General features: G+C 41.6%; 25 protein-coding genes and 1 pseudogene. 17 read left to right on the forward strand and 9 right to left on the reverse strand.

Going from position 1 to position 25,236, the window contains the following annotated elements; all coding sequences use genetic code 11:
• Nucleotides 1-34 precede the first annotated feature (34 nt).
• The 6 genes and pseudogenes from WC407_RS01345 (at nucleotide 35) to WC407_RS01370 (ending at nucleotide 8,480) form a co-directional block, all read left to right on the forward strand.
• Nucleotides 35-2,251 (forward strand): DNA translocase FtsK 4TM domain-containing protein, encoded by a 2,217-nt coding sequence (locus tag WC407_RS01345; RefSeq protein ID WP_373020337.1) that lies wholly within the window; start codon nucleotides 35-37, stop codon nucleotides 2,249-2,251.
• 228 nt (nucleotides 2,252-2,479) lie between these two features.
• A complete protein-coding gene (gene acnB, locus WC407_RS01350; protein ID WP_373020339.1) occupies nucleotides 2,480-5,089 on the forward strand; it encodes a bifunctional aconitate hydratase 2/2-methylisocitrate dehydratase in 2,610 nt (869 codons plus the stop codon).
• Between the two features lie 80 nt (nucleotides 5,090-5,169).
• On the forward strand, nucleotides 5,170-6,522 hold the full coding sequence (gene dbpA / locus WC407_RS01355) for an ATP-dependent RNA helicase DbpA (RefSeq protein WP_373020341.1): 1,353 nt from the start codon (nucleotides 5,170-5,172) through the stop codon (nucleotides 6,520-6,522).
• Between the two features lie 43 nt (nucleotides 6,523-6,565).
• The gene (locus tag WC407_RS01360) at nucleotides 6,566-7,054 is read left to right on the forward strand and encodes a PAS domain-containing protein (protein ID WP_373020343.1); all 489 of its coding nucleotides are present in this window, start codon (nucleotides 6,566-6,568) and stop codon (nucleotides 7,052-7,054) included.
• A gap of 421 nt (nucleotides 7,055-7,475) precedes the next feature.
• Nucleotides 7,476-8,090 (forward strand): annotated as a pseudogene (locus tag WC407_RS01365) (methyl-accepting chemotaxis protein); the annotation flags it as partial.
• A gap of 45 nt (nucleotides 8,091-8,135) precedes the next feature.
• Nucleotides 8,136-8,480, forward strand: a complete 345-nt coding sequence (locus tag WC407_RS01370; RefSeq protein ID WP_373021090.1) for a CZB domain-containing protein — start codon at nucleotides 8,136-8,138, stop codon at nucleotides 8,478-8,480.
• A 20-nt stretch (nucleotides 8,481-8,500) separates the two neighbouring features.
• Here the strand turns inward: WC407_RS01370 and WC407_RS01375 are convergent, their stop codons facing one another.
• The 8 genes from WC407_RS01375 to WC407_RS01410 form a co-directional block, all read right to left on the reverse strand.
• Nucleotides 8,501-9,739, reverse strand: coding sequence for a glucose-6-phosphate isomerase (locus WC407_RS01375; RefSeq protein ID WP_373020347.1), 1,239 nt, complete (start codon nucleotides 9,737-9,739; stop codon nucleotides 8,501-8,503).
• The gene (gene gap, locus WC407_RS01380; protein WP_373020349.1) at nucleotides 9,739-10,734 is read right to left on the reverse strand and encodes a type I glyceraldehyde-3-phosphate dehydrogenase; all 996 of its coding nucleotides are present in this window, start codon (nucleotides 10,732-10,734) and stop codon (nucleotides 9,739-9,741) included. The genes WC407_RS01375 and gap overlap by 1 nt, the downstream gene beginning before the upstream one ends.
• Nucleotides 10,735-10,841: 107 nt before the next feature.
• Nucleotides 10,842-11,360 (reverse strand): glycine zipper 2TM domain-containing protein, encoded by a 519-nt coding sequence (locus tag WC407_RS01385; RefSeq protein ID WP_373020351.1) that lies wholly within the window; start codon nucleotides 11,358-11,360, stop codon nucleotides 10,842-10,844.
• A gap of 64 nt (nucleotides 11,361-11,424) precedes the next feature.
• The gene (hisG, locus tag WC407_RS01390; protein ID WP_373020354.1) at nucleotides 11,425-12,045 is read right to left on the reverse strand and encodes an ATP phosphoribosyltransferase; all 621 of its coding nucleotides are present in this window, start codon (nucleotides 12,043-12,045) and stop codon (nucleotides 11,425-11,427) included.
• Entirely contained in the window at nucleotides 12,039-12,656 is a 618-nt protein-coding gene (locus WC407_RS01395) for a type III pantothenate kinase (protein ID WP_373020356.1), read from the reverse strand. The genes hisG and WC407_RS01395 overlap by 7 nt, the downstream gene beginning before the upstream one ends.
• On the reverse strand, nucleotides 12,643-13,494 hold the full coding sequence (locus WC407_RS01400; RefSeq protein WP_373020358.1) for a tyrosine-type recombinase/integrase: 852 nt from the start codon (nucleotides 13,492-13,494) through the stop codon (nucleotides 12,643-12,645). Before WC407_RS01400 ends, WC407_RS01395 begins: the two co-directional genes overlap by 14 nt.
• Entirely contained in the window at nucleotides 13,494-14,495 is a 1,002-nt protein-coding gene (locus tag WC407_RS01405) for a hypothetical protein (RefSeq protein WP_373020360.1), read from the reverse strand. The genes WC407_RS01400 and WC407_RS01405 overlap by 1 nt, the downstream gene beginning before the upstream one ends.
• A complete protein-coding gene (locus WC407_RS01410) occupies nucleotides 14,492-15,088 on the reverse strand; it encodes a hypothetical protein (protein ID WP_373020362.1) in 597 nt (198 codons plus the stop codon). Before WC407_RS01410 ends, WC407_RS01405 begins: the two co-directional genes overlap by 4 nt.
• Nucleotides 15,089-15,215: 127 nt before the next feature.
• Here WC407_RS01410 and gatC point away from each other — a divergent pair, with 127 nt between their 5' ends.
• The 4 genes from gatC (at nucleotide 15,216) to WC407_RS01430 (ending at nucleotide 17,463) form a co-directional block, all read left to right on the forward strand.
• On the forward strand, nucleotides 15,216-15,506 hold the full coding sequence (gene gatC / locus WC407_RS01415) for an Asp-tRNA(Asn)/Glu-tRNA(Gln) amidotransferase subunit GatC (RefSeq protein ID WP_373020364.1): 291 nt from the start codon (nucleotides 15,216-15,218) through the stop codon (nucleotides 15,504-15,506).
• Nucleotides 15,507-15,509: 3 nt separating this feature from the next.
• A complete protein-coding gene (locus tag WC407_RS01420; protein ID WP_373020370.1) occupies nucleotides 15,510-15,854 on the forward strand; it encodes an arsenate reductase family protein in 345 nt (114 codons plus the stop codon).
• Nucleotides 15,851-16,921, forward strand: a complete 1,071-nt coding sequence (locus tag WC407_RS01425; RefSeq protein WP_373020372.1) for a type IV pilus twitching motility protein PilT — start codon at nucleotides 15,851-15,853, stop codon at nucleotides 16,919-16,921. Before WC407_RS01420 ends, WC407_RS01425 begins: the two co-directional genes overlap by 4 nt.
• A 140-nt stretch (nucleotides 16,922-17,061) precedes the next feature.
• Nucleotides 17,062-17,463: a Fur family transcriptional regulator gene (locus WC407_RS01430; RefSeq protein WP_373020374.1), complete on the forward strand. Its 402-nt coding sequence runs from the start codon at nucleotides 17,062-17,064 to the stop codon at nucleotides 17,461-17,463.
• Nucleotides 17,464-17,471: 8 nt separating this feature from the next.
• On the opposite strand, the gene WC407_RS01435 is transcribed toward WC407_RS01430, so the two are convergent.
• The gene (locus tag WC407_RS01435; RefSeq protein WP_373020376.1) at nucleotides 17,472-18,818 is read right to left on the reverse strand and encodes a class II 3-deoxy-7-phosphoheptulonate synthase; all 1,347 of its coding nucleotides are present in this window, start codon (nucleotides 18,816-18,818) and stop codon (nucleotides 17,472-17,474) included.
• A gap of 163 nt (nucleotides 18,819-18,981) precedes the next feature.
• On the opposite strand from WC407_RS01435, the gene WC407_RS01440 reads away from it, so the two are divergent.
• The 7 genes from WC407_RS01440 to WC407_RS01470 are packed head-to-tail and all read left to right on the forward strand — an operon-like array spanning nucleotide 18,982 to nucleotide 25,233.
• Entirely contained in the window at nucleotides 18,982-19,908 is a 927-nt protein-coding gene (locus tag WC407_RS01440; protein WP_373020379.1) for a GGDEF domain-containing protein, read from the forward strand.
• Nucleotides 19,908-20,465, forward strand: a complete 558-nt coding sequence (locus WC407_RS01445) for a CvpA family protein (RefSeq protein ID WP_373020381.1) — start codon at nucleotides 19,908-19,910, stop codon at nucleotides 20,463-20,465. Before WC407_RS01440 ends, WC407_RS01445 begins: the two co-directional genes overlap by 1 nt.
• A 3-nt stretch (nucleotides 20,466-20,468) precedes the next feature.
• Nucleotides 20,469-20,954 carry a Fur family transcriptional regulator gene (locus tag WC407_RS01450; RefSeq protein ID WP_373020383.1) on the forward strand — a complete coding sequence of 162 codons (486 nt, stop codon included), beginning with the start codon at nucleotides 20,469-20,471 and terminating at the stop codon, nucleotides 20,952-20,954.
• A gap of 16 nt (nucleotides 20,955-20,970) precedes the next feature.
• On the forward strand, nucleotides 20,971-22,485 hold the full coding sequence (gene lysS / locus WC407_RS01455) for a lysine--tRNA ligase (RefSeq protein ID WP_373020385.1): 1,515 nt from the start codon (nucleotides 20,971-20,973) through the stop codon (nucleotides 22,483-22,485).
• Entirely contained in the window at nucleotides 22,482-23,729 is a 1,248-nt protein-coding gene (locus WC407_RS01460) for a serine hydroxymethyltransferase (RefSeq protein WP_373020387.1), read from the forward strand. The genes lysS and WC407_RS01460 overlap by 4 nt, the downstream gene beginning before the upstream one ends.
• 19 nt (nucleotides 23,730-23,748) lie before the next feature.
• A complete protein-coding gene (locus tag WC407_RS01465; RefSeq protein ID WP_373020391.1) occupies nucleotides 23,749-24,291 on the forward strand; it encodes a DUF1882 domain-containing protein in 543 nt (180 codons plus the stop codon).
• Between the two features lie 45 nt (nucleotides 24,292-24,336).
• Nucleotides 24,337-25,233 (forward strand): SPOR domain-containing protein, encoded by an 897-nt coding sequence (locus tag WC407_RS01470; protein WP_373020393.1) that lies wholly within the window; start codon nucleotides 24,337-24,339, stop codon nucleotides 25,231-25,233.
• Nucleotides 25,234-25,236: the final 3 nt, after the last annotated feature.

Raw genomic sequence — 25,236 nt, forward strand, 5'->3', positions numbered from 1 at the left:
ACGTGACACTCTGTTTATCGTCGGTTTCGGCATTTTGTTTTATCTTGGAATTGCAACTATAATTGCTGATAGTTCTATTATCGGTGCATACGGTGCTTCTTTTGCCTCCGCCAATATCTATATTTTTGGCTACGTTGCATATACCTATCTTTTACTGTTAATGGTTCCTTTGTTTTATGTATATAAACATGAGAGTAATATTCACAGACGTCTTGAAATTGGAGGGGTATTCTCCCTGTTATTTTTTGCCCTCCTCTTTTTTCAGGCAATGGTAGTTACGGGTCCGTATCGTGGAGCTTTCGGCGGAACTATCGCCGATTTTTTAGCTGTTTATATCGGGGCATTCGGGTTATGGATATTTTGGCTGATACTCGTCAGCGTATCGGTTGTACTGGTGCTCGAACAAACACTTTCCGAATTAGCACGTCCACTTAAAGAATATATGGATAAGCCCCTAGTATCCCCAAAAAAACAACAACTAAAAGTTACTAAACCTTCCACAGACGTTTATGAATTGGAACCTAAAAATGATCCTACCGAAGAGAAACCTCTTTTTGATACCCGTTCGTTTGATCCCTCGCCTGCAGTGGAATTCCCAATACATACACTCTCAACACCGATTCCACCTATAGATGATAAAGTTACTTCCAACCATAAGAGTGAAACAACCTTTCAAGTGGATGATATACCACTTCCTTCAGAACCTAAAGAATCAACGATTCTCTCTATGGCAAAAAAAGTTAAAGAATCCAAGCAACATGCCCTAGTCGTAGAAGAACTCGAAGAGAATAAAATTCTTTTAGATCAAATTGATCGTGGCATCAGTGAAAAGCCAAAAAATTTCAAACTTCCTCCCGTAGAATTTTTTCAAAATGCTCCAAAAAAACAAAATACGGTCGATGAGGCGGAACTGGATGACAAAATCCGTGATTTGATAGAGAAACTAGCACATTTTAATATTGACGGCGATGTGGTTCGTACCTACGCAGGTCCTGTTGTTTCTACATTTGAGTTTAAACCGGCGGCCAATATCAAAGTCTCTAAAATACTGGGACTACAAGATGATTTGGCAATGGCATTGCGTGCCCAGACCATCCGAATTCAGGCCCCCATTCCAGGAAAAGATGTGGTTGGAATCGAGATCCCCAATAAAACGGTAGAGACAATTTATTTACGAGAAATGCTAGAAAGTAAACTGTTTCAAGAAGCGGCCTCTCCGCTCACTCTTATACTGGGGAAAGATATTGTCGGAAATCCGTTTATTACTGATTTGAAAAAACTCCCGCATCTTCTCATCGCAGGAACTACCGGAAGCGGTAAAAGTGTCGGAATAAATTCAATGATCTTGAGTTTATTGTATAAAAATTCGCCCGATCAACTGCGCTTATTGATGATTGATCCTAAAATGCTTGAATTTTCAGTTTATAACGATATTCCCCATCTTCTTACTCCCGTTATAACCAAACCAAAAGAGGCTATTTCAGCCCTCAATAATATGGTAAGTGAAATGGAACGTCGCTATCAGCTGATGAGTGAAACACGTACCAAAAATATCGAAAACTTCAATGAAAAAGCAAAGGTAGAAAAACGGGATCCACTCCCCTACATCGTTGTGATTATCGATGAACTTGCCGATTTGATGATGACAAGCGGAAAGGATGTCGAATATTCGATCGCACGATTGGCTCAAATGGCACGAGCCAGCGGTATCCATCTCATCGTAGCAACCCAACGTCCGAGTGTTGATGTCGTAACAGGTCTTATTAAAGCCAACCTTCCCTCACGAATCAGTTACAAAGTCGGACAAAAAATTGACAGTAAAATCATCCTTGATGGAATGGGAGCGGAATCTCTTCTCGGACGTGGAGATATGCTTTTCACTCCTCCCGGCATGAGCGGACTTGTCCGTTTGCACGCGCCATGGAGTACAGAAAGTGAAATTGAGAAAGTAGTCGATTTTCTCAAAGCACAACGTGAACCTGATTATGATCGCCGATTCTTAGCAGATAATGGTAGTACCCTAAAAGGTAGTAATGATACTATTGACAACAAACCTCTTGATGAACTGTACGAAGAGGCTAAAAACATTATCCTTAGTGAACAAAAAACCTCTATCAGTTATCTTCAGCGTAGACTTCAAATTGGTTATAACCGTTCTGCCACTCTTATTGAACAACTTGAAAACAACGGTATTTTATCTGCCCCCAATGCCAAAGGGAATCGCGATATTATTATTAACGATCCCTTTTAGAATTTGAACTTTCTCCTATTATGGAGAATAGTGTTAATTATTTTCTCACTTTAAACTCCTTTTTCTTTTTTTATATCTCTTTATTTTTTTCATGAAGTTAAGTATGTAACTTTATTACACATATAAGCTTACTATTAACAATATTAGTGAGTATATTTGTAACATATACTCAAAACGGTTTTTTTCTTCTGATATAATCATTTAAAATTAACTGGCACAGGAGTCACAATGGCTTTTATGGACGAATACAAAGCACATTTAGCGGAACGCGCAGCACAGGGAATCCCTCCATTTCCCCTTACGAAAGAGCAAGTTACCGAATTAGTAGCACTCATCACAAGCGAGAGTTCTAAAAGCAGTGAATTAGTTGAAATGTTGGCAGAACGTGTCAACCCTGGTGTTGATGATGGCGCATATGTAAAAGCGGCATTTTTGCATCAGGTCGTTCAAGGGGAAGTAAAAGCTTTCTTGGCAGGTAACAGTGACATCAACAACAATGATCATAAAAAAGCGGCAATCAAAATCCTCGGTAAAATGGTTGGAGGTTACAATGTTAAACCTCTTATCGATGCACTGAGCAATGATGCTATTGCAAACGAAGCTGCTCATGAGCTCAAGCATACTCTTTTGGTATACGATGCGTTCAATGATATCGTCGATCTTTCAAAAACTAACAACTTTGCAAAAGAGGTACTCCAATCATGGGCTGATGCAGAGTGGTTTACCAGTAAAAAAACTTTGGCTGAAAAATTCAGTGTTGTTGTTTTCAAATTCCCGGGTGAAACCAATACGGATGATCTCTCTCCTGCGAGTGCAGCATTTACTCGCTCAGACATTCCACTTCATGCGACAACTATGCTAAGCGCAAAAATGCCTGAAGGTATTGCTAAAATCGCTGAACTGAAAGAAAAAGGGATGCAAATCGCTTATGTTGGTGATGTTGTTGGAACCGGTTCAAGCCGAAAATCTGCTGCGAACTCTGTCCAGTGGCATATGGGTGATGATATTCCGGGGATCCCGAACAAACGCACAGGAGGTGTCGTTATCGGAAGTATCATTGCTCCGATCTTCTTTGCAACCTGTGAAGACTCCGGTGCACTTCCGATCGAAGCTGATGTATCTCAAATGGAAACGGGCGATGTACTCGATATCGATACGAAAGCAGGTACCATCACTAAAAATGGTACCGTAATCGCTAATTTTTCACTTCGCCCGAACACCATCGAAGACGAAGTACGTGCGGGCGGACGTATTCCACTTATTATCGGTCGCGGTTTGACAGCAAAAGCGCGCACCGCTCTTGGTATGGAGCCGGCTACCGTGTTTGCAACTCCTATCCAACCTGCCGATACCGGTAAAGGGTACACTCTTGCACAAAAAATGGTGGGTAAAGCATGTGGTATGGAGGGCGTACGCCCTGGTATGTACTGTGAGCCGATCACCAGTACCGTAGGTAGCCAAGATACAACAGGCCCGATGACACGTGATGAGATCAAAGAACTTTCTGCTCTTGGTTTCTCGGCGGATTTTGTATTACAATCTTTCTGTCATACAGCGGCATATCCTAAGCCGTCTGACGTGAAATTGCACGCAACATTGCCGACATTCATCAGTTCACGCAGCGGTGTCGCTCTTCGTCCGGCGGATGGTGTTATCCATTCATGGTTGAATCGTATGGTTCTTCCTGACATGGTCGGAACCGGCGGTGATAGCCATACTCGTTTCCCAATCGGTGTAAGTTTCCCTGCAGGTTCAGGTCTTGTAGCGTTCGCAGCTGTTACCGGTTCTATGCCACTTGAGATGCCAGAATCCGTTCTTGTTCGCTTTAAAGGTGAAATGCAACCGGGTATCACATTGCGTGATCTCGTTAACGCAATCCCATATTATGCAATCAAACAAGGTCTTTTGACGGTTGAGAAAAAAGGGAAAAAGAACATCTTCAACGGACGTGTTTTGGAGATCGAAGGTCTTCCGAATATGAAAGTAGAGCAAGCGTTCGAACTTTCCGATGCTTCAGCTGAGCGTTCGGCGGCGGCTTGTACCGTCCGTTTGAACAAAGAACCTGTTATCGAATACTTAAAATCCAACGTTACGTTGATCGAAGCAATGGTAGCTGATGGTTACGAAGATGCTCGTACTCTTCAACGCCGTGCCGATAAAATGAAAGAGTGGTTAGCCGCTCCTACATTGATGGAACCAGATGCGGATGCGGAATATGCTGCGATTATTGAAATCGATCTTGCAGAAGTAACCGAACCGATCTTGGCATGTCCGAACGATCCTGACAATGTTAAATTGCTCAGCGAAGTTGCTGGAACTGAAATCAACGAAGTATTCCTCGGAAGCTGTATGACCAATATCGGTCACTATCGCGCGGCGGGTGAAGTAATGCGCGGCGAAGGCAAAATTGCGGTTGAGAAATTCTGGATCGTTCCGCCTACCCGTATGGATGAGCAACAACTCATCAACGAAGGGTATTACGACGTTTATAAAGCAATCGAAGCACAAACGGAAGTTCCAGGCTGTTCACTCTGTATGGGTAACCAAGCAAGTTCACGTGAAGGTTCAACCGTATTCTCAACCTCTACACGTAACTTTGACAACCGTCTAGGTAAAGGGACACAAGTTTACCTCGGTTCAGCTGAATTAGCATCCGTATGTGCAAAACTCGGACATATTCCAACAGTAGCTGAGTATATGAGCATCGTTCCTGAGAAATTGGCAGGAAAAGCGGATCAAGTCTATAAATATCTCAACTTTAATGAAATTTCTTCGTATTCACTTCAAGCGCGCAACGTTGCTGAAGAAAAATACGGTGTTACTATTAAAGCCGTATAAGTAGCCCCTCCCAAAACCCCTCTTTGTGGGGTTTCCCCCATCTGTGCTATAATCCCTTATCTATATTACAAAGCGACACAATGTCCTCATTCGACTCTTTAGCGTTACGCACACCTCTAAAAGAGGCATTAAAACGCCTTGAATTCACCACTATGACCCCCATACAAGCGACTTCTCTTCCTGTCATTCTGGACAAAAAAGATTGCATCGCCCAAGCAGCTACCGGAAGCGGAAAAACCTTAGCCTTCGGTTTAGGAGTATTGGATCGAATTAACCCTAAATCTTTCGGTATCCAGTCCCTTATCCTCTGTCCTACCCGTGAGCTTGCCGAACAAGTGGCAAAAGTACTCCGCTCACTCGCCTCCGAAATTGGCAATATCAAGATTCTTACCCTCTGTGGCGGTGTCCCGATGCGTGGACAACTCCATTCACTCAAACACGGGGCACACATCATCGTCGGTACTCCGGGGCGTGTTTTAAAGCTCCTTCAAATGGATGCCTTTGATTCAGCACAAATACAAACCGTCGTTCTGGATGAAGCCGATCAGATGATCGATATGGGTTTTATCGAAGATATTACCTCGATCTTGGGATTTACCCCACCATCACGACAAACGCTCCTTTTCTCCGCTACGTTTCCCGATTCGATTCAAACGATCACCTCAGAGTTTATGAAAAATCCGGTAATGCTCCAAGCCCAGCACGCTATCAGCAAGCCTAAAATCGAAGAGATCGCCTATCTGTGTAATGATAAGCTTCCGGCTATTGCCAAAGTGCTCCATCTTCACGACATTACCAATACGATCATTTTCTGTAATACCAAAGTGGATGCGAATGCCTTATGTGACGATCTTAACCGTATAGGTATCCATGTTCTAACCCTGCATGGAGATATGGAGCAATTTGACCGCAATGAAGCAATCATCCAGTTTCGTAACTTAAGTGCCCCTATTCTCGTTGCGACCGATGTCGCTGGACGGGGAATCGATATTGAAGGTCTTGACGCCATCATTAACTACGAAGTACCAATTCAAAATGAGCGCTATACACACCGTATAGGTAGAACTGGACGTGCTGGGAAAAATGGCATCGCTATCACCCTCGTCAATCACCATCAGTATGAACGTTTTATGGAACTTAAACGCCCTGTTACCCCTATCGATCTTCCTGATATTCGAGAAAAATTTTCTATTGAGACCTTGATGCGCACTATCTGTATCGATGCAGGTAAAAAAGAAAAATTGCGTGCAGGAGACATTGTTGGGGCGCTTATTAATGAATGTGGATTAACACATGAAGAGATCGGTAAAATCGATCAACTCGATCATCTCAGTTATGTTGCGGTTCCTCGTAACAAAGCTGAAAGTATCTACCAAAAATTTGTCAATCGCCCAATAAAAGGGAAAACATTCAGGAAATGGCTGTTACACTAACGAAAACCGTTTATGGTATGTTTTAGGATATAGAAGGAGCGTTATGGCCAATCAAGAATTACTATTTAGTGAAGAAGAATTTATTATCTCTAAAACCGATTTAAAGGGGAATATAACCTATGGAAATTCGCTTTTTATCCAAATGTCAGGATACACTGAACTTGAAATTATTAATCAACCACATAATATATTAAGACATTCTGATATGCCCTCTGTCATATTCAAGCTCTTATGGAACCGAATTAAAGAGGGAAAAGAAATATTTGCCTATGTGAAAAATAAAACAAAGAACGGTGACTATTATTGGGTTTTTGCCCATGTAACACCATCGTTTGCTTCCGATCGGAAAATAAGTAATTATCATTCTGTTCGCCGTAAACCCTCAAAAAAAGCACTTGAAGCCATCAAACCGCTTTATGCGTCATTACTCCAAAAAGAACGCAGTGGTGGAATCAATGCTTCTGAAGCAGCACTAAACCAATTACTTAAAGACAAAGGGATCTCTTATGACGAATTTATCCTCTCTCTCTAAAGTTCAATATGCCAATATTGTTTCAATCGCCCTTTTTGTCATAGGCTTATTAGTTGAAATAGTGTTGTATGGATGGAGTTGGATTCGACTTCTCAATATTGCAAACTTTGCTTTGGCATGGTTTGTTTTTATAAATATACGTAAAGCTCAAAAAACAATTCATGAAGTCGCTGCCGTCATAAAAGGGGCTGAAACAGGAAATCTCGAAAATCGGATAACGCACATAGAAGACTTTGGTGAGTTAAGCGCTTTGTGTTGGAATACCAACAATATGCTTGATCAAACCGAAGTATTTATGCGCGAAATTCGTGCCAGTGTCGAAGCTGCAAGCCGCGATGAATTCCATCGTCGAATTATTATCAGAGGGCTCCAAGGTGAGTTCAAAGAGGCAAGTAATTACGTTAACAAAGCGATTGAATCGATGCACTCTACCTATATCCATATACAAAAGTCAGTACTCAACAGCGAACTTGGGAAAATCGGTTCGGGTGTCGGAGGGGGATTGGAAGTCATCCAAGGTGATTTACAAAATACCATCAAAAGACTGCACACAATTGCCGAAATCAGTCAAACAACTTCCGAAAGCTCATCCAACTCCGTCAGTGAATTAGAGATTATTAACATCAAACTCAGCCGGCTCATTGAATTGGTTCAAACCTCTGCCGATGCGATCAATTCACTCAATGAAAAGACCAGTGAAATATCCTCCGTTGTCAATTTGATCAAAGACATTGCTGATCAGACCAATCTTCTCGCCCTCAATGCCGCTATCGAAGCAGCACGAGCAGGAGAACACGGACGAGGATTCGCCGTCGTCGCAGACGAAGTACGAAAACTTGCCGAACGGACGCAGAAAGCAACAGGGGAAATCGCTATTGCAGTACAAACTCTCCAGCAAGAGACCACGGAAATCCACTCTAACGCTGAAGATATGAGTGATATCGCTAATGAGTCAAGTCAATCCATTGAATCATTTACCCACACACTTCATATGTTCAACGAAAATGCCAAAAAAGCTGCCCTTCAAACAACGGCTATTGAGAATACGACATTCATTACATTGTCTAAAATTGATCATATCATGTTTAAATCCAATGCCTATAAAGCGATCGCTAACGGACAAAGTGAAGACCATTTTACCGATCATCACAACTGTCGATTAGGGAAATGGTACGAAACAGGTGCAGGAAAAGAACGGTTCTCTCATTTACCAAGTTATAGAGAGATTGAAGCTCCTCACACATTGGTCCATAACAAAGTGCACAGCAATCTGATCTTTGTTGAAGATGGAGATCATTCGATTGATCATAAAGAAGAAATTCTCACGAATTTTCAGTCAATGGAAGAGGCAAGCCAAACACTATTCAAGCTCATGGATGCACTTAACAAAGAATCTGAAGATCATCTCATCATAAAACGTTCTTAGGCAATATCCCTAAAAACGTTTTATTTTTGAAAATAACCCGCTAAGATCTGTTTACCAAGCTCCACACCCGGTTGATCATAGGTATTAATTTCCAATAATGCACCGCTAAGTGAGGTCAGAAGCTCATAATAAAGGATCATCTCTCCGATGGAGGCTTCATCCAATTTATCCCATTCGATCTCGTCAACACTTGCTCCGCTTTGCAATACGCTTTGCATTGTTGCTTGACATTGGGCATTTATCAAATGGTTAAAACTTATCCCATTAACGAAATCACTTTTTTCAAGATATTTGAGAGAAAGCTTCGGAATCAATAGCTCTACGTCAGAGTGTTTTATATGCATAAACGTAACTGTTTTATTCAATGGGCCTTCAATAATAAGCTGCAAAAAGGAGTGTTGGTCAACGGAACCGATAAGTGAGATAGGAGTCAATCCTACGCGCTCTCCACAACGGTTACGCTTTCCAAGTGATTCCCCCCATAATTGAACAACCCACTTTCCAAACTCTTCAAACATATCAGAATACGCGAACAACACATTCATAGGCATACGTGCTGAATGGGTGACGTAATAAGAGGCTTTTTGAATTACATGTTCCTCTTTACGCGCCAAAAATCTCTCTAGAAAATCTTGCGCACCGTGAAGTACAGATAGCGTATCAAAACCTGCCAAAGTGAGTGGTACTATACCTACCGAACTCAAGACCGAAAAACGTCCTCCTACATTTGCTGGGATGACAAATCGTCTTAAATGATATTCATCTGCAAATTGGGATAAGATTGATCCCTCATCACTAATAATAAGGATTTGTTGAGAATGGTCTAAAACAAGGTCAAAAGTAATAATCAATCGTTTAAAAATAGAAAGAGTCTCTACCGTCCCACCTGATTTGGAAATAATTATAAATAAGGTTCTAGTTTTGTCAATACGATTCATTTCATGAAGAATGCTTACCGGATCTGAGTTTTCAAAATAAACAATTTTTTTTGCGTTTGGAGTCTTAGGACGCAGTAAACGATCAATCGCTTTAATTCCAAGGGAAGAACCACCAATACCGACAACGGCAATCGTATCATAGTATTTCTCGATCTCTAAACGCAATGGTGTAATTTCTTCAACCAAAGCAACTGAACTTTTGGGTAGATCATAATACCCTATATTTCCGCTTTGCATCTCATAGAGCAATGCTTCATACCCTTTTTCTAATGTAAAAGGGTCAAGCGTTTTAGTATTGAAGTGGTTAGTAAACGTAGGCATTAATGGGTGCCGATAAGAACCGTCATATCTACTAAACGACTGCTGTATCCCCACTCGTTGTCATACCAAGCTAATACTTTTACCGTAGTACCATTGACCACACTGGTCATATCAGGTACATAGGTAGCACTGAAAGTTGAACCTATGAAATCACACGATACACGTTTGTCAGTATCTACTTCAATTAGTCCCTTGAAAGCCCCAGTACTTGCAGTATTAAATGCAGCATGAATATCTTCTTTGGTAACTGTCGTAGAGAGATTAGCGGTCAAGTCTACGACCGACACATCCGGAGTGGGCACACGCATTGCATAACCGTTTAACTTTCCAAGGAGATGTGGCATTACTTTCCCTATTGCTTTAGCCGCTCCCGTAGAGGTAGGAATCATATTTAAAGCAGCCGCGCGAGCACGACGAGGGTCTTTTGCATGTTTAACATCTAATATATTTTGATCATTTGTGTAGGAGTGAATAGTGGTCATAAGAGCATTCTCAATTCCGAATGCATCATCAAGCACTTTACAAATTGGACCAAGACAGTTCGTTGTACAACTGGCATTAGAGATAATTGCTTCACCTTTATAGGCATCAGAATTAACACCATATACATACGTTGGAGAATCATCCTTTGCAGGAGCCGACATAATGACTTTTTTAACACCATTTTTGAGATGTTTTTGACAACTTTCTTGATCTAAGAAAACACCGGTACACTCAATAACAATTTCTGCACCCATACTCCCGAAATCAACATTCTCAATATTACGGTCTCGAAACATACGAACATTTTTGCCACCGATCGCAATAGTATTTTCATCAATAACTTTGGCATCAATACCGCGATGTACACTGTCAAATTTAAGAAGATACTCCAACATTTCCGGTTTTGAGGTGGTATTAAGCGCTACCAACTCGATATCGCTACGCTCAGCAATAATTTTTGCTACGATTATTCCGATTCTTCCGGTACCGTTGATTGCTACTTTAAGTGCCATAAAGTCTCCTCTACAATTCTTCTAAAAAATATAAAGTATATTAACTAAAAAAGGCTAAAAAAGGATTAAGAGTGGAAGTGAAATGCCCGTCTTGCGGGCATATAAACTTAGTAACTGTACGTGACGGTAACCGGAATTTGTTTAAGCGCTTGATCGCTGTCAACCACAATCTCTTTACCTTTAAACTTAGCCACATTACTATAACCATTCAGAATCTGGCGGGTTTGAACGGTATTAACCACTTCACACCGACGAACGGTCCGATAGGTTGCATTGGTTGGGGTATTGTATTTACTCCCCACATTTTGGCCGGCTAATGTTCCAAGAACGGCTCCAGCGACTGTAGCTGCAGTCTTTCCGGTTCCGCCTCCAACATTATGGCCCAAGACTCCACCCAAAGCACCTCCGGCGACGGCACCAATGACATCGTTATTTCCACCGTCTCCTGAATTAACTTGTTCCTGAACATCATAACATTTTTCATTGGGAACTTGTTCTTGGACGGTTGAATAGCTTGGAACAGAACGTATTACATTGACATATTCAACCGTCGTAAAACTGTCTGCCATTAATACAGAACTTCCTAAAAGTAGAGATAATGCGGCTGGAACTATAATTTTTGACATTGTCATATCCTTTATATATATTTTTGAGATTCTAGAGGGTAATTGTTAACCAATAGTGAATTTTTTACTTGTTAGCATACAAAAGAGTATTTATTTTTTCATAAATATCTAAGATTTCAGTTTTTTTCTCAAAAAAACTGTTTTTATTGGCGATAAGGTGCGTCGTTGATTCCATAATCGTTTCAACCACTTCTAGCCCGTTTTGCTTCATCGTGCTCCCGGTTTCAACCACATCCACAATCATATCAGCAAGCCCGACAAGCGGAGCGAGTTCAATCGAACCGTAGAGTTTGATAATATCGGCAGCTACGGCACGTTCGGCAAAATAGCGCTTGGTGATGTTCACCATTTTGGTTGCAACTTTGATCTCACTTTTCGTAAAATCCGGTTTTTCCCCCGCACGCATACCAATAGCGACACGGCATTTCCCCTTTTGCAGATCAAGTAAGCGAATCACATCCAACCCCTGCTCTTCCAGTGTATCGAGTCCTACAACCCCGATATCGGCAGCTTGATGATAAACATACGTTGCTACATCCTGATTTCTTACCAGCAAAAATTTAAAATTTTCGGTCTGAAGGATCAATTTACGATCATCAAATTTAAAACTGCTCCCGAAAATAGTCTCAAAAATTTCCAACGTATCTTCGGCAATCCGCCCTTTCGGGAGTGCGACACTTAGCATTTAACACCTTTTTCTATCAACTTTATCATCCCCTTGAAGATCAGATCTTCATCCACCACTGCCTCGCTAAAAAAGCGGGACAACAGTACGGCATCCCCTCCGGTCACATAAATGGGTTTTCCCAAGCTCTCGATCTTAAAGATCAAAGGAGCCAAAAAACCGACAGTGAGTGCATCGGGAGTATTTTTTGCCATTTTAGCCAAATCTACCTCAAAGTTAAATGACATATTCAATGCAGGAGAGAGCCTTCCATATGCTTCTTGTGCTGTACGAAGCCCCAATGCGATAAATCCTCCCTGATAGATCCCGCCACCCATGACATCGACCGTAATGGCGCTCCCTGCATCGACGATAACACCCGTTTCTACCGCTTCACACACCATAATTCGGTCAATGCCCATCGTAGGATAGTATTTATCCCAGTCGATGAGTTCTCGCAGATCATGCCAATTCGGATGGTTTTGAATACGTTCATTAAAAAAGGCATTAACACTGACATAATAGATATCAACGTCTATCGATCCAGGATCAAACTCATCTAGACTTAACTTGATGCGCTGCCCATCACGGAATAGATCAACCGAAGTATTGCCAATATCACAAAGAATCATTTTGATCTCCTTTTGCTGAGAGATTTGCCATCGGATGATGTTTCAATACCGTCTCTTGAAGATTATGCTTTTGGACATGGGTATATATCTGTGTCGTTAACAGTGATGCATGTCCGAGCAACTCTTGGACGACACGCAGATCCGCACCGCCGAGAATAAGTGCCGTCGCATAGGAATGACGCAATGCATGAGGTGAAACTCCCAAATATTTCTGGGTAATTTTAAAGGCAGATATACGGCTAAGCGGTTCACCGCGATAATTAAGCCATAAGGTTCTCTTACTATAGGGAGATGCATCTTGATACCTTCGTAATGCTCTCAATGCTTCCTCCGCAATAGGGACATAACGCTCTTTTTCCCCTTTCCCATGACGGATACGGAGCCATTCCCCCTCGATATCCCCCTCTTCCGCCGCAAGACATTCACTAATACGTGCACCGGTCGCATATAAAAAAAGGATCATGGCGTAATCGCGTAATCCAATCCATTCGCTTCGCTCAATCCATTCAAGTCCGGTTTGGATTGTGTCATAGGTCAAGTATTTAGGAAGATTTTTGGGTATTTTAGAGAGGGGAAATTTCGAGGAAGCAGAGTCAAAACGATTTCGATGGCAAAAATCCAAAAAAGAGTTTATCGCAGAAAGTTTACGATTGAGGGTTCGCTTATTGACAATAGTTCCCAATACTGTAAAAACAGTTTTGGAATCTAATGAGATAAGATCTTTGTGTGTACTCTTTTCGATCTCGCTTAAATCGTGGCTATACGCTTCAATAGTACGCGGGCTGAGTGCTTTAATAACCGTGATGTATTCTATAAAAGCATCAAGGCTTGGAGACATTACTTAATTTCAAGATAGCGATTATCGAAATAGAACCGTCCGTCGCCAACGAAAATCTTATTATCTCTTTTCATATCAATATTATAAATATCATACGCAAGAAGATTTTTGCTCAGCGCAATCATATACCCCTCTTGTTCCAAAACATACACGCGGTCTTTCTGAACACTGATCCCCACAAAGTGGGCAAAAGGGAATTTCTTCTTGGCTTTAAATTGCAATGTCGGACTAAGGGCGATCACTTCTCCCTGTTTTGTTGTCAGCCAAATTCCATCCGCCGTATACGCGATATTACGAAGCTCGTATTTTTCACGAGCCTCTTTTTGTGATAGCGCTAAAATCCCACTTCCTGTTGAAGCAATAAGATTATTTTCAATGACATTCAAATAAGTCACATTGTTGAAAAGTTCATCCGAACTAATAACAACCGATCGCAATACCTGTTTGGTTTGTGTATTGACAATTACAACTTTCCCATCCAAAGTTAAAAAGAGTGCCAATTCTTTGAGAAAATAAGGATTGGCAATCCGTGCATCCACTGCAATTGGAGCATTCGACGTCTCTTTAAAGAGAAGTTTTTTACTCTCAAGAGAATACAGAGCCATTTCATTATTGCTAAACAATACAGCTACCGTATCTCCTTGAATACTGGCAGCGGCAACACCCCGTTTTAATTCAAAAGTCACTTTAGTGTCCGTACCATCTTCAGGGAACAACACCAAATTACTCTCCGGGCTTTCGGTAATAATCCATCCGTCACTTAGATTAATCAGTTTAAAATCATGCGGGATTTTAAGATGTTTTTCACCGTCATGAGCTAGCAAATTTCCATTTTCCAATACAGCCGCTGATTGAGAAACCTGCTGAATTGAGCCGCTTAAACGGCCAGCACTTTCCCAAGTCCCTTTTATATTTTCCGGTTTATAGACCTCTTTATGAGAACACCCGCTAAAAATGAACATCGATAAAATCAACGATCCCTGTAAAATAGTCCTCATCATTTCACTCCGTAGTGAGATAACGAACGTCCCACTTGATACATAGGTGAATCTTCCGGAATAAGGGCAATCTGTTCATGCGCTTGGGAAATATTACCTTGATGAATAGCCATTACAGCAAGTTCAACCAAAGCAAGGTCTTTATATAACGCCCCTTGTGTTTTGGTATAACTCTCAAGTCCGGCTTTGTCCTCATTAATTGCAGCAGACTCATAGCTAGCGATATCGGAGACTCCAAAAGCTTTTGAATTTTTTAAAGAGTCTAAAAGAGTCACATCATTTCGTGCGATTCCCTGAGAAAGGCTCCAAACATCATATAGCTCAGGATTATCATTTTTAAGCGTTTTTAATGCAACTGTATCCTTGGGATTGGAAAGAAGTGTATTAAATGCCACGTTCGAACTCTCAATTTTCGCATTGGTATAAGCGCTATACGCAATTGCACCACCGGAAGCGAGTAATAAAGTAACTACACTTCCGATTAAAGGTTTTTGGTACCGTTTTACAAAACGTTCCGTTCTCACCGCACTTTCGAAAAATTTTTCTTCGGAATTCAGCTCCTCTTTGAGGGCCTCAATATTTTCTTTCAGACTCAAAAATGCTCCTGTTTTTTATCATAAATTGTACAATCATATCTTATGATTCGTTAAATATTTGTAAACCGAGTGAATCTTCCTTTTTTTTCGGTACAATAATTTTCACATTCCCTCACGAAAGGCAACCATGCAAATCGACGAAACTTTATTACAACGGTTGGAAAAGCTATCCTATCTTCAAATCCCGCAAGAACAACGTGAGGAGATGATTTCCCAATTGAGTGAAATCGTCTCATTTGTTGATAATCTTTCTGAACTTTCCACCGAAGGGATCGATCCTACTTTTGCTATGAGTAATGCCGCGACACCTCTTCGTGAGGATATGGGACATGTTGATAGAGCTATCAACGATAATATTTTTGCCCATGCACCCCATGCGGGTGAACATTTTTTCATCGTACCGAAAATCATCGAGTAACTTATGATTCATATCTATGGAATCAAAAATTGCGGTAGTGTCAAAAAAGCACTCCAGTTTCTAGATACAAAGCATATTCCCTATATCTTCCACGATTTTAAATCATCTCCCGTCTCTCAAGAAGTGATCCAAAATTGGGTTAAACGGAGTGATATTTCACGCTTACTCAATACAAAAGGGACAACCTACCGTACGTTGGAACTCAAATCTCTCAATCTCGACGAGCACGGTAAAATCGAATGGATGGCCAAAGATAATCGTCTCATCAAACGGCCTGTTATTGAAACAGATGCCGACTTAATCGTTGGCTTTGATTTACACCAATACGAAGGAATATTTAACTCATGAATAACGCATTAGATATCCACAAACTCCTTAAAAGTGTAGTCGCGTACAAAGCATCCGACTTACACCTCGTTAGCCGATCAGAACCGCAAATCCGCATTGATGGACGCTTGGTAGCCCTTAATCTTCCGGTAATGGACGGAAAAGATATTGAAGAGATGGCCTATACTCTTTTGACGGAAAAACAAAAAAAGGCATTTGAAGAGAACAATGAACTCGATTTTTCTATTGTAATCCCTGAAGTAGGCCGATTCCGTGCCAATTACTATAAAACAATGGACGAGGTTGCCTGTGCTTTTCGTATCATTCCGGTTATCATCCCTTCGCTTGATGATCTGAATGCCAAAAAAATCTTTAAAGAGATTATTAAACGTGAAAAAGGGCTGATCCTTGTAACCGGTCCGACCGGTAGTGGTAAATCAACCACCCTTGCAGCGATGCTTAATGAGATCAATATGAATGAAGCCAGACATATTATCACCGTTGAAGATCCTGTAGAGTTTGTACACACCAATAAAAAAGCCCTATTTTCGCACCGTAATGTCGGTACTGACACAAAAAGTTTCTCTGCAGCACTTAAATATGCTTTGCGTGAAGATCCTGACGTAATTCTGATTGGGGAGATGCGTGATCGCGAAACTATTTCAGCGGCTCTAACTGCGGCCGAAACCGGTCACTTGGTTTTTGGAACACTCCATACCAACTCGGCACCTCAAACTATCAACCGTATCATTGACGTTTTTTCAGGAGATGAGCAGCCACAAGTTCGTGCGCAACTTTCAACCTCATTGATTGCTGTTATCTCTCAAGCACTATTACCAAAAATAGGCGGGGGACGTATTGCTGCCCAAGAGATTATGATCACCAATCCTGCTATCGCCAATCTTATCCGTGAAGACAAAGTACATCAACTTTATTCCCAAATGCAGTTGAATCAAACGGGGACAAATATGACAACCCAAACCCAAGAGATTGTCGAATTTTTACGCAAAAAAATTGTTAGCAAAGAGACTGCAATGCAATATTCCAATAAGCCCGACGAACTTCTTCGTTTTATCAGCACACTGTAAGTACTTTTAAAATTACCCAAGTCCTATTCTTGGGTCAAGGGGATAACTTCACACTGATGTTCTAAAAATAGCTTGAATTTTTTCTCGTGTTCGCTTCATTTTAGTAAACTTCTTGCAAATTCTTCTTATAATTCTTTATTATGAATTATCAAAACCTACTTCAGAAGTATCAGTTAAAAGCTACACCGCAGCGTATGGCAATTATTGCATTAATGCAGCGTGCAGGACATATCAGTATAGATGAACTTTTTTATCTGATTCGGGAAATTTTTGCCTCGATCTCCTTGGCCACTCTCTATAAAAATATTCATACAATGATGGAAGTAAGCTTAATACGGGAAGTAAAAGTTCCGGGTATGAAGTCAAAATATGAAATTGAAAAGCAGCCTCATGCGCATGCACTCTGTAAGAGGTGTGGAGAGCTCATCGATATTCCATTCGATTCGATACAACTCTTAAAAAATACGATTCAGGAAAGTAATTATATTGCAGATGAAGTGTCGATTGTTATTTCGGGCATTTGCCCGAAATGTCAAAAATAGCTTTGCTTTTAACGATGTGCTTCTTTAAGGGTATCAGCAATTAAGAAAGCAAGTTCGAGCGATTGATCCGCATTTAGACGAGGATCACAGTGGGTATGGTAACGGCTTTTTAGATTTTCTGACGTAATCTCAAACGATCCGCCTAAACACTCAGTAACATTTTTCCCTGTCATTTCCAAGTGTACCCCTCCTGCATATGTCCCCTCAGCTCTATGCACTTGAAAAAACTGTTTCATCTCTTTGAGTACCGAGTCAACCGGACGGGTTTTATATCCGTTACTCGTGATCGTATTACCGTGCATCGGGTCACAACTCCAAAGTACTTTTTTACCTTCTCTCTCAACCGCACGGATCAATGCAGGCATTCCATCAGCAACCTTATCCGCACCCATTCGAACGATTACATTGAGCCGCCCTGCTTCATTATTCGGGTTAAGAACATCACACAATCGGATTAAATCCTCCGGATCCATAGAAGGGCCGGCTTTAACGCCGATCGGATTTTGAATTCCACGCATAAACTCAACGTGTGCACCATCAAGCTGACGGGTACGATCTCCAATCCAAAGCATATGCGATGAGACATCGTACCACTCACCCGTTAAGGAGTCTTGACGGGTAAATGCCTCTTCATAATTGAGCAATAACGCTTCGTGAGAGGTGTAAAAATCGGTCTCTCTCAATGTGCGATAGGTATCGGAAGTTATTCCGCACGCCGCCATAAAACGGAGGGAATCATCGATTTGACGCGATAGTTCATCGTATTTTTTAGTCATCTCGTTTTGCCCGACAAAACCAAGATTCCACGCATGAACTTGATGCAGATCGGCAAGACCGCCTGAAGCAAATGCACGTAATAAATTAAGTGTTGCAGCCGATTGGTTATACGCTTGAACCATTCGATGCGGATCAGGGATACGTGCTTGTTCATTAAAATCGACACCGTTAATAATATCGCCGCGATAGCTCGGCAATGTCAAACCATCAAGGCTTTCATTGTCCGATGAACGCGGTTTTGCAAACTGCCCGCCAAGACGTCCTATTTTCACAACAGGAACCCCACCAGCGAATGTCATGACAACCGCCATTTGCATAATGACTTTAAATGTATCTCGTATATTATGTGCATGAAATTCTGAAAAACTTTCAGCGCAATCACCGCCTTGAAGCAAAAAGGCCTTTCCTTCACACACGTCAGCAAAATTTTTCTTGAGTGTACGCGCTTCTCCCGCAAATACTAACGGTGGATAGTTACGAAGCTGTGCTTCAATTTTTTCCAACTCTATCGGATTAGGATATGTAGGTTGCTGTTTTATCGGTTTATCTCTCCAGCTCGATCGGCTCCAAGCGCTCATTACATCGTCTCCTATTCGCACCGTTCGTAAAAACGTTAATTTTTTTTTAAAGTATCCGAATTCTATCGTTTTATCCTAAAAAGGGACTGATTAAAGGTACCAAAAGTTAGATTTATGTTTTAAAAAGTATAATATCATCATTTTAAGATATTCAAGGCTACTGATGTCATACAGCGAAAACAACCCTTTTTTAGCCCATTTGTGTCAACAGCTATCGGCACATCTTGATGCGGCCAAAGGACGTCAGGCGAATGTGACCCCTGCTGAATTTGCCGAAATAATTACAACTGCCGTACAAGACTTACTTGAAGCCTATACAAACGGCGAATTTGATCTTGAAGCTTACAAAGAATGTTCGATCAACGAATACAAAATTCTTGCTCAAAAAAGTATTGATTCGTATTCCGCCAGCAATGAGACGATTGAAAAAATTACGGAAAAGCATGCCGAACTCATTGAAGAAACATCCTCGTCGGATCTTATCGATTTTGGAAAAATATCTCAAAAATTCAATGATATACAAACACATTTGAGCGATGAAGTCGTTCGTGCCAATCAAGTGATAAAAGGGCTTGTGGATCAAGTCAAAAACTTGGAAATCAAAACGTCATTAGACCCATTGACTAAAACATTCAATCGCCACGCGCTCCAAGAACATCTAAAAGCTGTCCTAACCAAAGAGCATTTGGATTTTGAAATTTTTGCACTGATGCTTGATGTTGATAATTTCAAATCGATTAACGACCAATTTGGTCATATTGCCGGAGATAAAGTTCTAATTTTTATTGCAAAACTCTTTAAAAAAGCCCTTCGAGACGGAGATAGGGTTTACCGATTCGGAGGAGAAGAGTTTATCATCCTCCTTAACCGTACCGACATTGAAGGGGCCCGTCTGGTTGGAGAACGGCTATTAAGTCTGTGTCGTAACAATAAACCCCTCTTCCAAAATAAACAGATTCCGGTAACACTCAGTATCGGATTAACAAAGATTACCGAAGGGGACTCTATCGATACGATTATAGGGCGTTCCGATACTGCTTTGTACCGAGCTAAAAATAATGGTAAAGATAGAATGGAAATGGAGTTTTAATGGATTTGAATTATTTTGATGTTGCTGTTGGGTCAATCGTACTGCTATTGGGATTAAAAGGATTGCTAAACGGCTTTTCGAAAGAAGTTTTCGGTCTTGTCGGCATTGTTGGAGGTATTTTTATTGCTTCTCACATTGGTGGGCTCATCGGTAAATTTTTAAGTGACAATTTGTTTCATTTCGAGACGGTGACGGCGATTAATTTAGTGGGTTTTATCTTTGCCCTTGGAATTTTTTGGCTTTTAATGGTCGCATTAGGGGCAGGATTTAAAAAACTGAGCTCTCTTAGCGGTTTGGGCAGTGTGGATCGTGCGTTGGGATTTATTGTTGGTGCAAGCAAATTTTTCTTTATTATATCCGTAATCGTTTACGCGCTGTTTAGTGTTACTGCTATCCGTGAAAACTTCGGAGAAAAAATGAAAAGCAGTATTTTCTTTGAACCGATGATGGCCACAGGTGACTTTATCCTCCATATTGAGACGGAGGATGTCACCTCTTTGATGAATGATAAAAATGAAAGTAGCAGCACCGATTCGAAGCAAGGCAAGGAGAAATAATTCATGAACGCGTATACCGATTTTACGGAACGAACCGTAGAATACAATAAGCTTTTGAGTGATTTCAAACAATTGCTCAAAGCTAACGGACTAAAGTTTACGATTCAGCGTGAAGTCATTTTAGAAATGCTCTACAATTCGGATGAGCATCTTACCCCGGAGGGGTTACACCATCTCATACAAGAGAAACACCCGGACTTAAACACCGGTATTGCTACCGTATATCGGACACTCTCTCTCCTTGAAGATTCAGAGATGGTCACTTCATTATCTTTTGGTGCTCAGGGAAAAAAATACGAGCTTGGTGCCAAAGATCATCACGATCACATCATTTGCACCGGATGCGGCAGTATCACCGAGTTTGTCGATGAAGCAATCGAACTACGTCAAAAAAAGATCAGTGAAGAGCTCGGATTTGTTATGCAAGAACACTCTATGCAGATTTACGGCATTTGTAAAACATGCCAAGAAAAATCACAAACTACTTAAGTAAAAAGGAACCCCATTGGCATTCGACAACCAATACGTACAACAACGGATTGAGAAAGCACAAAATCTCAGAGCACTCGGAATCGATCCGTATGCAAATAATTCTGCCCGCAATACGACCATTGATAAATTTCACAACGTTAATTCAGATCTCTTTAAAAGAGAAGAACAACGTGATGATCACCGTCATTACACGGTAGCCGGACGGATCAAACTGTACCGTTTGATGGGAAAAGCAAGCTTTATCAAAATCGAAGATGAGAGCGGTATGCTCCAGATTTACGTTGCGCGGGATAACCTTCCTGAGAACTTTTACAACGATGTTTTCAAAAAGCTTTTCGAAGTTGGAGATATTATTGAAGTGAGCGGATATCCGTTCGTGACTCAGCACGGGGAACTTTCTCTTCATGCCGACAGCCTTAAAATGCTCACTAAAGCGATCTCTCCTCTACCTGAAAAGTTTCACGGTATTCAAGACAAAGAGATGCGTTATCGCCAGCGCTACCTTGATTTGATCATGAATTCCGAAGTGCGTAAAACATTTCATATCCGTTCAAAAGTGATCAGCCTGACTCGTCGCTTTTTTGAAGATAAAGGATTCTTGGAAGTTGAAACTCCGATGATGCATCCAATCGCCGGCGGAGCGAATGCAAAACCGTTCATCACCCACCATAATGCCCTTGGAGTTGATCGATATTTACGTATCGCACCGGAACTCTACCTCAAACGTCTTATTGTCGGCGGATTTGAAGCGGTCTTTGAAATTAACCGAAACTTTCGTAATGAAGGGATGGATGCGACCCATAACCCTGAGTTTACCTCTATCGAGTTTTACTGGGCGTATAAAACCTATAAAGACTTAATTGAAATCACCAAAGAGTATTTCGACTATCTTTTCGATCATCTTGAGTTGCCGAAACGTCTCCCGTACAGTGAGCTCGAAGTCGATTTCGATCAATTCACCGAAATCGAACTGATTAAAAGTCTGAGCGTCATCGGTGGTGTTCCCGAAGAGATCGTTAATGACAAAGAAGCTATTTTGGCCTATCTTAGATCCAATAAGCTCGAAGCCAAGGCAAACATGAACCTTGGACAGCTTCAGGGGGAACTTTTTGATGAATTTGTTGAATCGAAATTGATCAATCCAACCTTTATTACCCATTACCCAGTTGAAATTTCGCCGCTTGCACGCCGTAATGATGAACGACCTGAACTGACCGACCGCTTTGAGCTTTTCATTGCCGGACGTGAAATTGCCAATGCCTTTAGTGAACTTAATGATCCGGTGGATCAACTGGAACGTTTCGAAGGACAAATGGCAGCCAAAGATTCGGGAGATGATGAAGCCCATGAGATGGATGAAGATTTCGTCACCGCGCTTAGCTACGGTATGGCACCGACAGCGGGTCAGGGGATCGGAATCGATCGCCTTGTCATGATGCTAACCAACCAACACTCGATCCGGGACGTATTGCTCTTCCCGGCTATGAAACCGCACAACAACCAACTTAACAACGGAGAAGAAGAATGAGTTTCCTCAAAGAATTCGATAACGAAATTTACACCCTATGTGAGCAAGAGCTCGAACGCCAAACGGATCACCTAGAGATGATCGCTTCGGAAAACTTTACCCTCCCTGCCGTTATGGAAGCGATGGGAAGTGTTTTTACCAATAAATATGCCGAAGGCTACCCGGCTAAACGTTACTACGGCGGATGTGAATACGCTGATGGTGTCGAACAATTGGCTATTGATCGTGCCTGTGAACTTTTCGGATGTAATTTTGCCAACGTACAGCCCCATTCGGGTTCATCTGCAAACGGTGCGGTATATGCAGCGCTTCTTCAAGCGGGTGATAAATTATTAGGGATGGATCTCAGCCACGGCGGACATTTGACTCACGGTTCTAAAGTTAGCTTTTCGGGTAAAAACTATCACAGTTTTTCCTACGGAGTAGAGCTTGATGGTCGTATCAACTATGAGCGTGTTATGGATATTGCAAAAATCGTTCAACCGAAAATCATCGTTTGTGGTGCGTCTGCGTATGCTCGCGAGATCGATTTCGCTAAGTTCCGTGAAATCGCCGATGCGGTCGGGGCACTTTTGTTCGCTGACATCGCTCATATCGCAGGTCTCGTATGTGCCGGTGAGCATCCAAGCCCATTCCCGTATGCGGATGTTGTCACCACAACAACCCACAAAACCCTCGCAGGACCTCGCGGCGGTATGATTATGACCAATGACGAAGAGATTGCTAAAAAAATCAATTCCGCTATTTTCCCTGCGCTTCAAGGTGGACCGTTGGTTCATGTTATTGCGGCAAAAGCGGTCGGATTTAAATTCAATCTATCCCCTGAATGGAAAGTATACGCTAAGCAAGTGAAAGCGAATGCGGCTGTATTGGCAGATGTATTAATGAAACGCGGTTATGATATCGTCAGCGGGGGAACCGACAACCATCTTATCCTCGTTTCCTTCCTGAACAAACCGTTCAGCGGAAAAGAGGCCGATGCAGCTCTCGGACGTGCAGGGATTACCGTAAATAAAAATACGGTTCCCGGCGAAACACGTTCACCGTTTGTTACCTCGGGTGTCCGTATCGGAAGCCCTGCTTTGACGTCACGCGGTATGAAAGAGAAAGAGTTTGAACTTATCGCCAATAAAATTGCCGATGTTTTGGATGATATTGAAAACGTCGAGAAACAAGCCACTATCAAAGAAGAGTTAAAGGCATTAGCACGCGGATTCGTCATTTATAAACAATCTACATATTAATAAAAAAGGTGTCGCACGTATGACTTCGATGGATATGAAACTAATTAAAATGATTTCAGATCATTACTGGCTCAAGCACGATAACGTTGTCAATAAAATCGATTTCAAAGGGCGTACCCTTTTTAATAAATATGAGCGAATCGATAAGTCACTTACCCAAGCGATCATCGATCAACACCTTAAAGGGCAAATAACGGTTGCCCATTCGCTAATTAATCAATTCAATAAAGTAGAAAATATTGTCATTGATTATAACGGCACCGATCCACAACGTTTTTACCATAAAACGCAACTCTTACTTCGAGAAGAGGGCTACATCAATTTCACCGCTTTTGAGACCAAAACACCGGGGCATTTGCATGTTTATATCCATAAAGGGCATACAACTTTACAAGAAGCCGATCAACTGGGTAAAATGATCTCCATGAAATTAGCCGCGAAACAACCAAAACAGTGGAGAATGTTCCCTTCTCTTGATTTACCGCCGGAATATAATATTCTCAATCTTCCCTACGAGGTCTACGCAAAAGAGCGCGGTGCTTCGTGGTCAAAGCACATGTAAGATCGTCTTAAGCGAAAAATCGGATTAAAATTCAAGGATACTCAAATGGAAGAAAAAAACGAACTCAACGATATCATCCTCAATAAAAGTGGCGGAAGTTCTGGAAGCAAAAAATTGCTCCTTGCGATTGCAACATTAACCCTTATTCTGATTATTGTATTGGTTATTATGAATTCACTGAAAAGTGAAAGCACGGAAACTGCTCCGCAAGCTGCAACACCGCCTGAACCCTCTGCTCCTACGGAAATTATCAATGACCCGTTATTTGAGCCGGTAGAGGTCATCCAAGAGGGAAATAACAGTGCACAAGCTGCCAAAAGCTCAGAAGACTTAGGTCAAATTGCCCAAAAAATCAAGCAAGAGTCTTTTTCCAATGCTCCGGCACAAAACACTGTTGTTCCGGCATCTGTACCCGTAGCTCAACAAAACGCTCCGGTGGTTCAAAGCAAACCGGTACCGCAAAATATTCCAGCAGCAATTCCTGCCCCAACCGCCCCCAAAATTGTCTCTAAACCGATCCAAGCCAAACCGGTAGAGACAGCCGTGCAACCTGCTCCAATTAAAAAAACAGCTCCGGTTGTCAATACGCCGACGATCAAAACAACAAAATCTGCCGAAGTCAAAAAAGCTCAGCCGGCTCCTGCAGTAAAATCTGCCGATAAAGTCGTCGAGAAACCGGTCGAAAAAGTAACGGAAAAACCGGCACAAAAAGCAGCCGAGGCCGGTGGAACATGGTATATCCAAGTAGGCTCATTTACCAATACCCCGAACAAAGCACTCTATGAGCAACTTAATGCAAGCGGCTTGAAATACACCAATGTTCCAAGCGGCGCAGTAACCAAAGTAATGATCGGACCGTTCCAAGGTGAAAAAGCAGCAAATGACGTATTAGGAACCGTTCGTAAGAATATCGAATCCCACGCATTTAAAGTAAAGGGATAACGC

Origin of the sequence: Sulfuricurvum sp. (assembly GCF_041651515.1) — a bacterium.
In the GTDB taxonomy this organism is placed as follows: domain Bacteria; phylum Campylobacterota; class Campylobacteria; order Campylobacterales; family Sulfurimonadaceae; genus Sulfuricurvum.

Bases quoted from the DNA above. Each gene is read 5' to 3' on its own strand.
- acnB (WP_373020339.1), top strand. From the start codon at position 2,480: ATGGCTTTTATGGACGAATACAAAGCACATTTAGCGGAACGCGCAGCA.
- dbpA (WP_373020341.1), top strand. From the start codon at position 5,170: ATGTCCTCATTCGACTCTTTAGCGTTACGCACACCTCTAAAAGAGGCA.
- WC407_RS01360 (WP_373020343.1), top strand. From the start codon at position 6,566: ATGGCCAATCAAGAATTACTATTTAGTGAAGAAGAATTTATTATCTCT.
- WC407_RS01370 (WP_373021090.1), top strand. From the start codon at position 8,136: ATGTTTAAATCCAATGCCTATAAAGCGATCGCTAACGGACAAAGTGAA.
- WC407_RS01375 (WP_373020347.1), bottom strand. From the start codon at position 9,739: ATGCCTACGTTTACTAACCACTTCAATACTAAAACGCTTGACCCTTTT.
- gap (WP_373020349.1), bottom strand. From the start codon at position 10,734: ATGGCACTTAAAGTAGCAATCAACGGTACCGGAAGAATCGGAATAATC.
- WC407_RS01385 (WP_373020351.1), bottom strand. From the start codon at position 11,360: ATGTCAAAAATTATAGTTCCAGCCGCATTATCTCTACTTTTAGGAAGT.
- hisG (WP_373020354.1), bottom strand. From the start codon at position 12,045: ATGCTAAGTGTCGCACTCCCGAAAGGGCGGATTGCCGAAGATACGTTG.
- WC407_RS01395 (WP_373020356.1), bottom strand. From the start codon at position 12,656: ATGATTCTTTGTGATATTGGCAATACTTCGGTTGATCTATTCCGTGAT.
- WC407_RS01400 (WP_373020358.1), bottom strand. From the start codon at position 13,494: ATGTCTCCAAGCCTTGATGCTTTTATAGAATACATCACGGTTATTAAA.
- WC407_RS01405 (WP_373020360.1), bottom strand. From the start codon at position 14,495: ATGATGAGGACTATTTTACAGGGATCGTTGATTTTATCGATGTTCATT.
- gatC (WP_373020364.1), top strand. From the start codon at position 15,216: ATGCAAATCGACGAAACTTTATTACAACGGTTGGAAAAGCTATCCTAT.
- WC407_RS01420 (WP_373020370.1), top strand. From the start codon at position 15,510: ATGATTCATATCTATGGAATCAAAAATTGCGGTAGTGTCAAAAAAGCA.
- WC407_RS01425 (WP_373020372.1), top strand. From the start codon at position 15,851: ATGAATAACGCATTAGATATCCACAAACTCCTTAAAAGTGTAGTCGCG.
- WC407_RS01430 (WP_373020374.1), top strand. From the start codon at position 17,062: ATGAATTATCAAAACCTACTTCAGAAGTATCAGTTAAAAGCTACACCG.
- WC407_RS01435 (WP_373020376.1), bottom strand. From the start codon at position 18,818: ATGAGCGCTTGGAGCCGATCGAGCTGGAGAGATAAACCGATAAAACAG.
- WC407_RS01440 (WP_373020379.1), top strand. From the start codon at position 18,982: ATGTCATACAGCGAAAACAACCCTTTTTTAGCCCATTTGTGTCAACAG.
- WC407_RS01445 (WP_373020381.1), top strand. From the start codon at position 19,908: ATGGATTTGAATTATTTTGATGTTGCTGTTGGGTCAATCGTACTGCTA.
- WC407_RS01450 (WP_373020383.1), top strand. From the start codon at position 20,469: ATGAACGCGTATACCGATTTTACGGAACGAACCGTAGAATACAATAAG.
- WC407_RS01460 (WP_373020387.1), top strand. From the start codon at position 22,482: ATGAGTTTCCTCAAAGAATTCGATAACGAAATTTACACCCTATGTGAG.
- WC407_RS01465 (WP_373020391.1), top strand. From the start codon at position 23,749: ATGACTTCGATGGATATGAAACTAATTAAAATGATTTCAGATCATTAC.
- WC407_RS01470 (WP_373020393.1), top strand. From the start codon at position 24,337: ATGGAAGAAAAAAACGAACTCAACGATATCATCCTCAATAAAAGTGGC.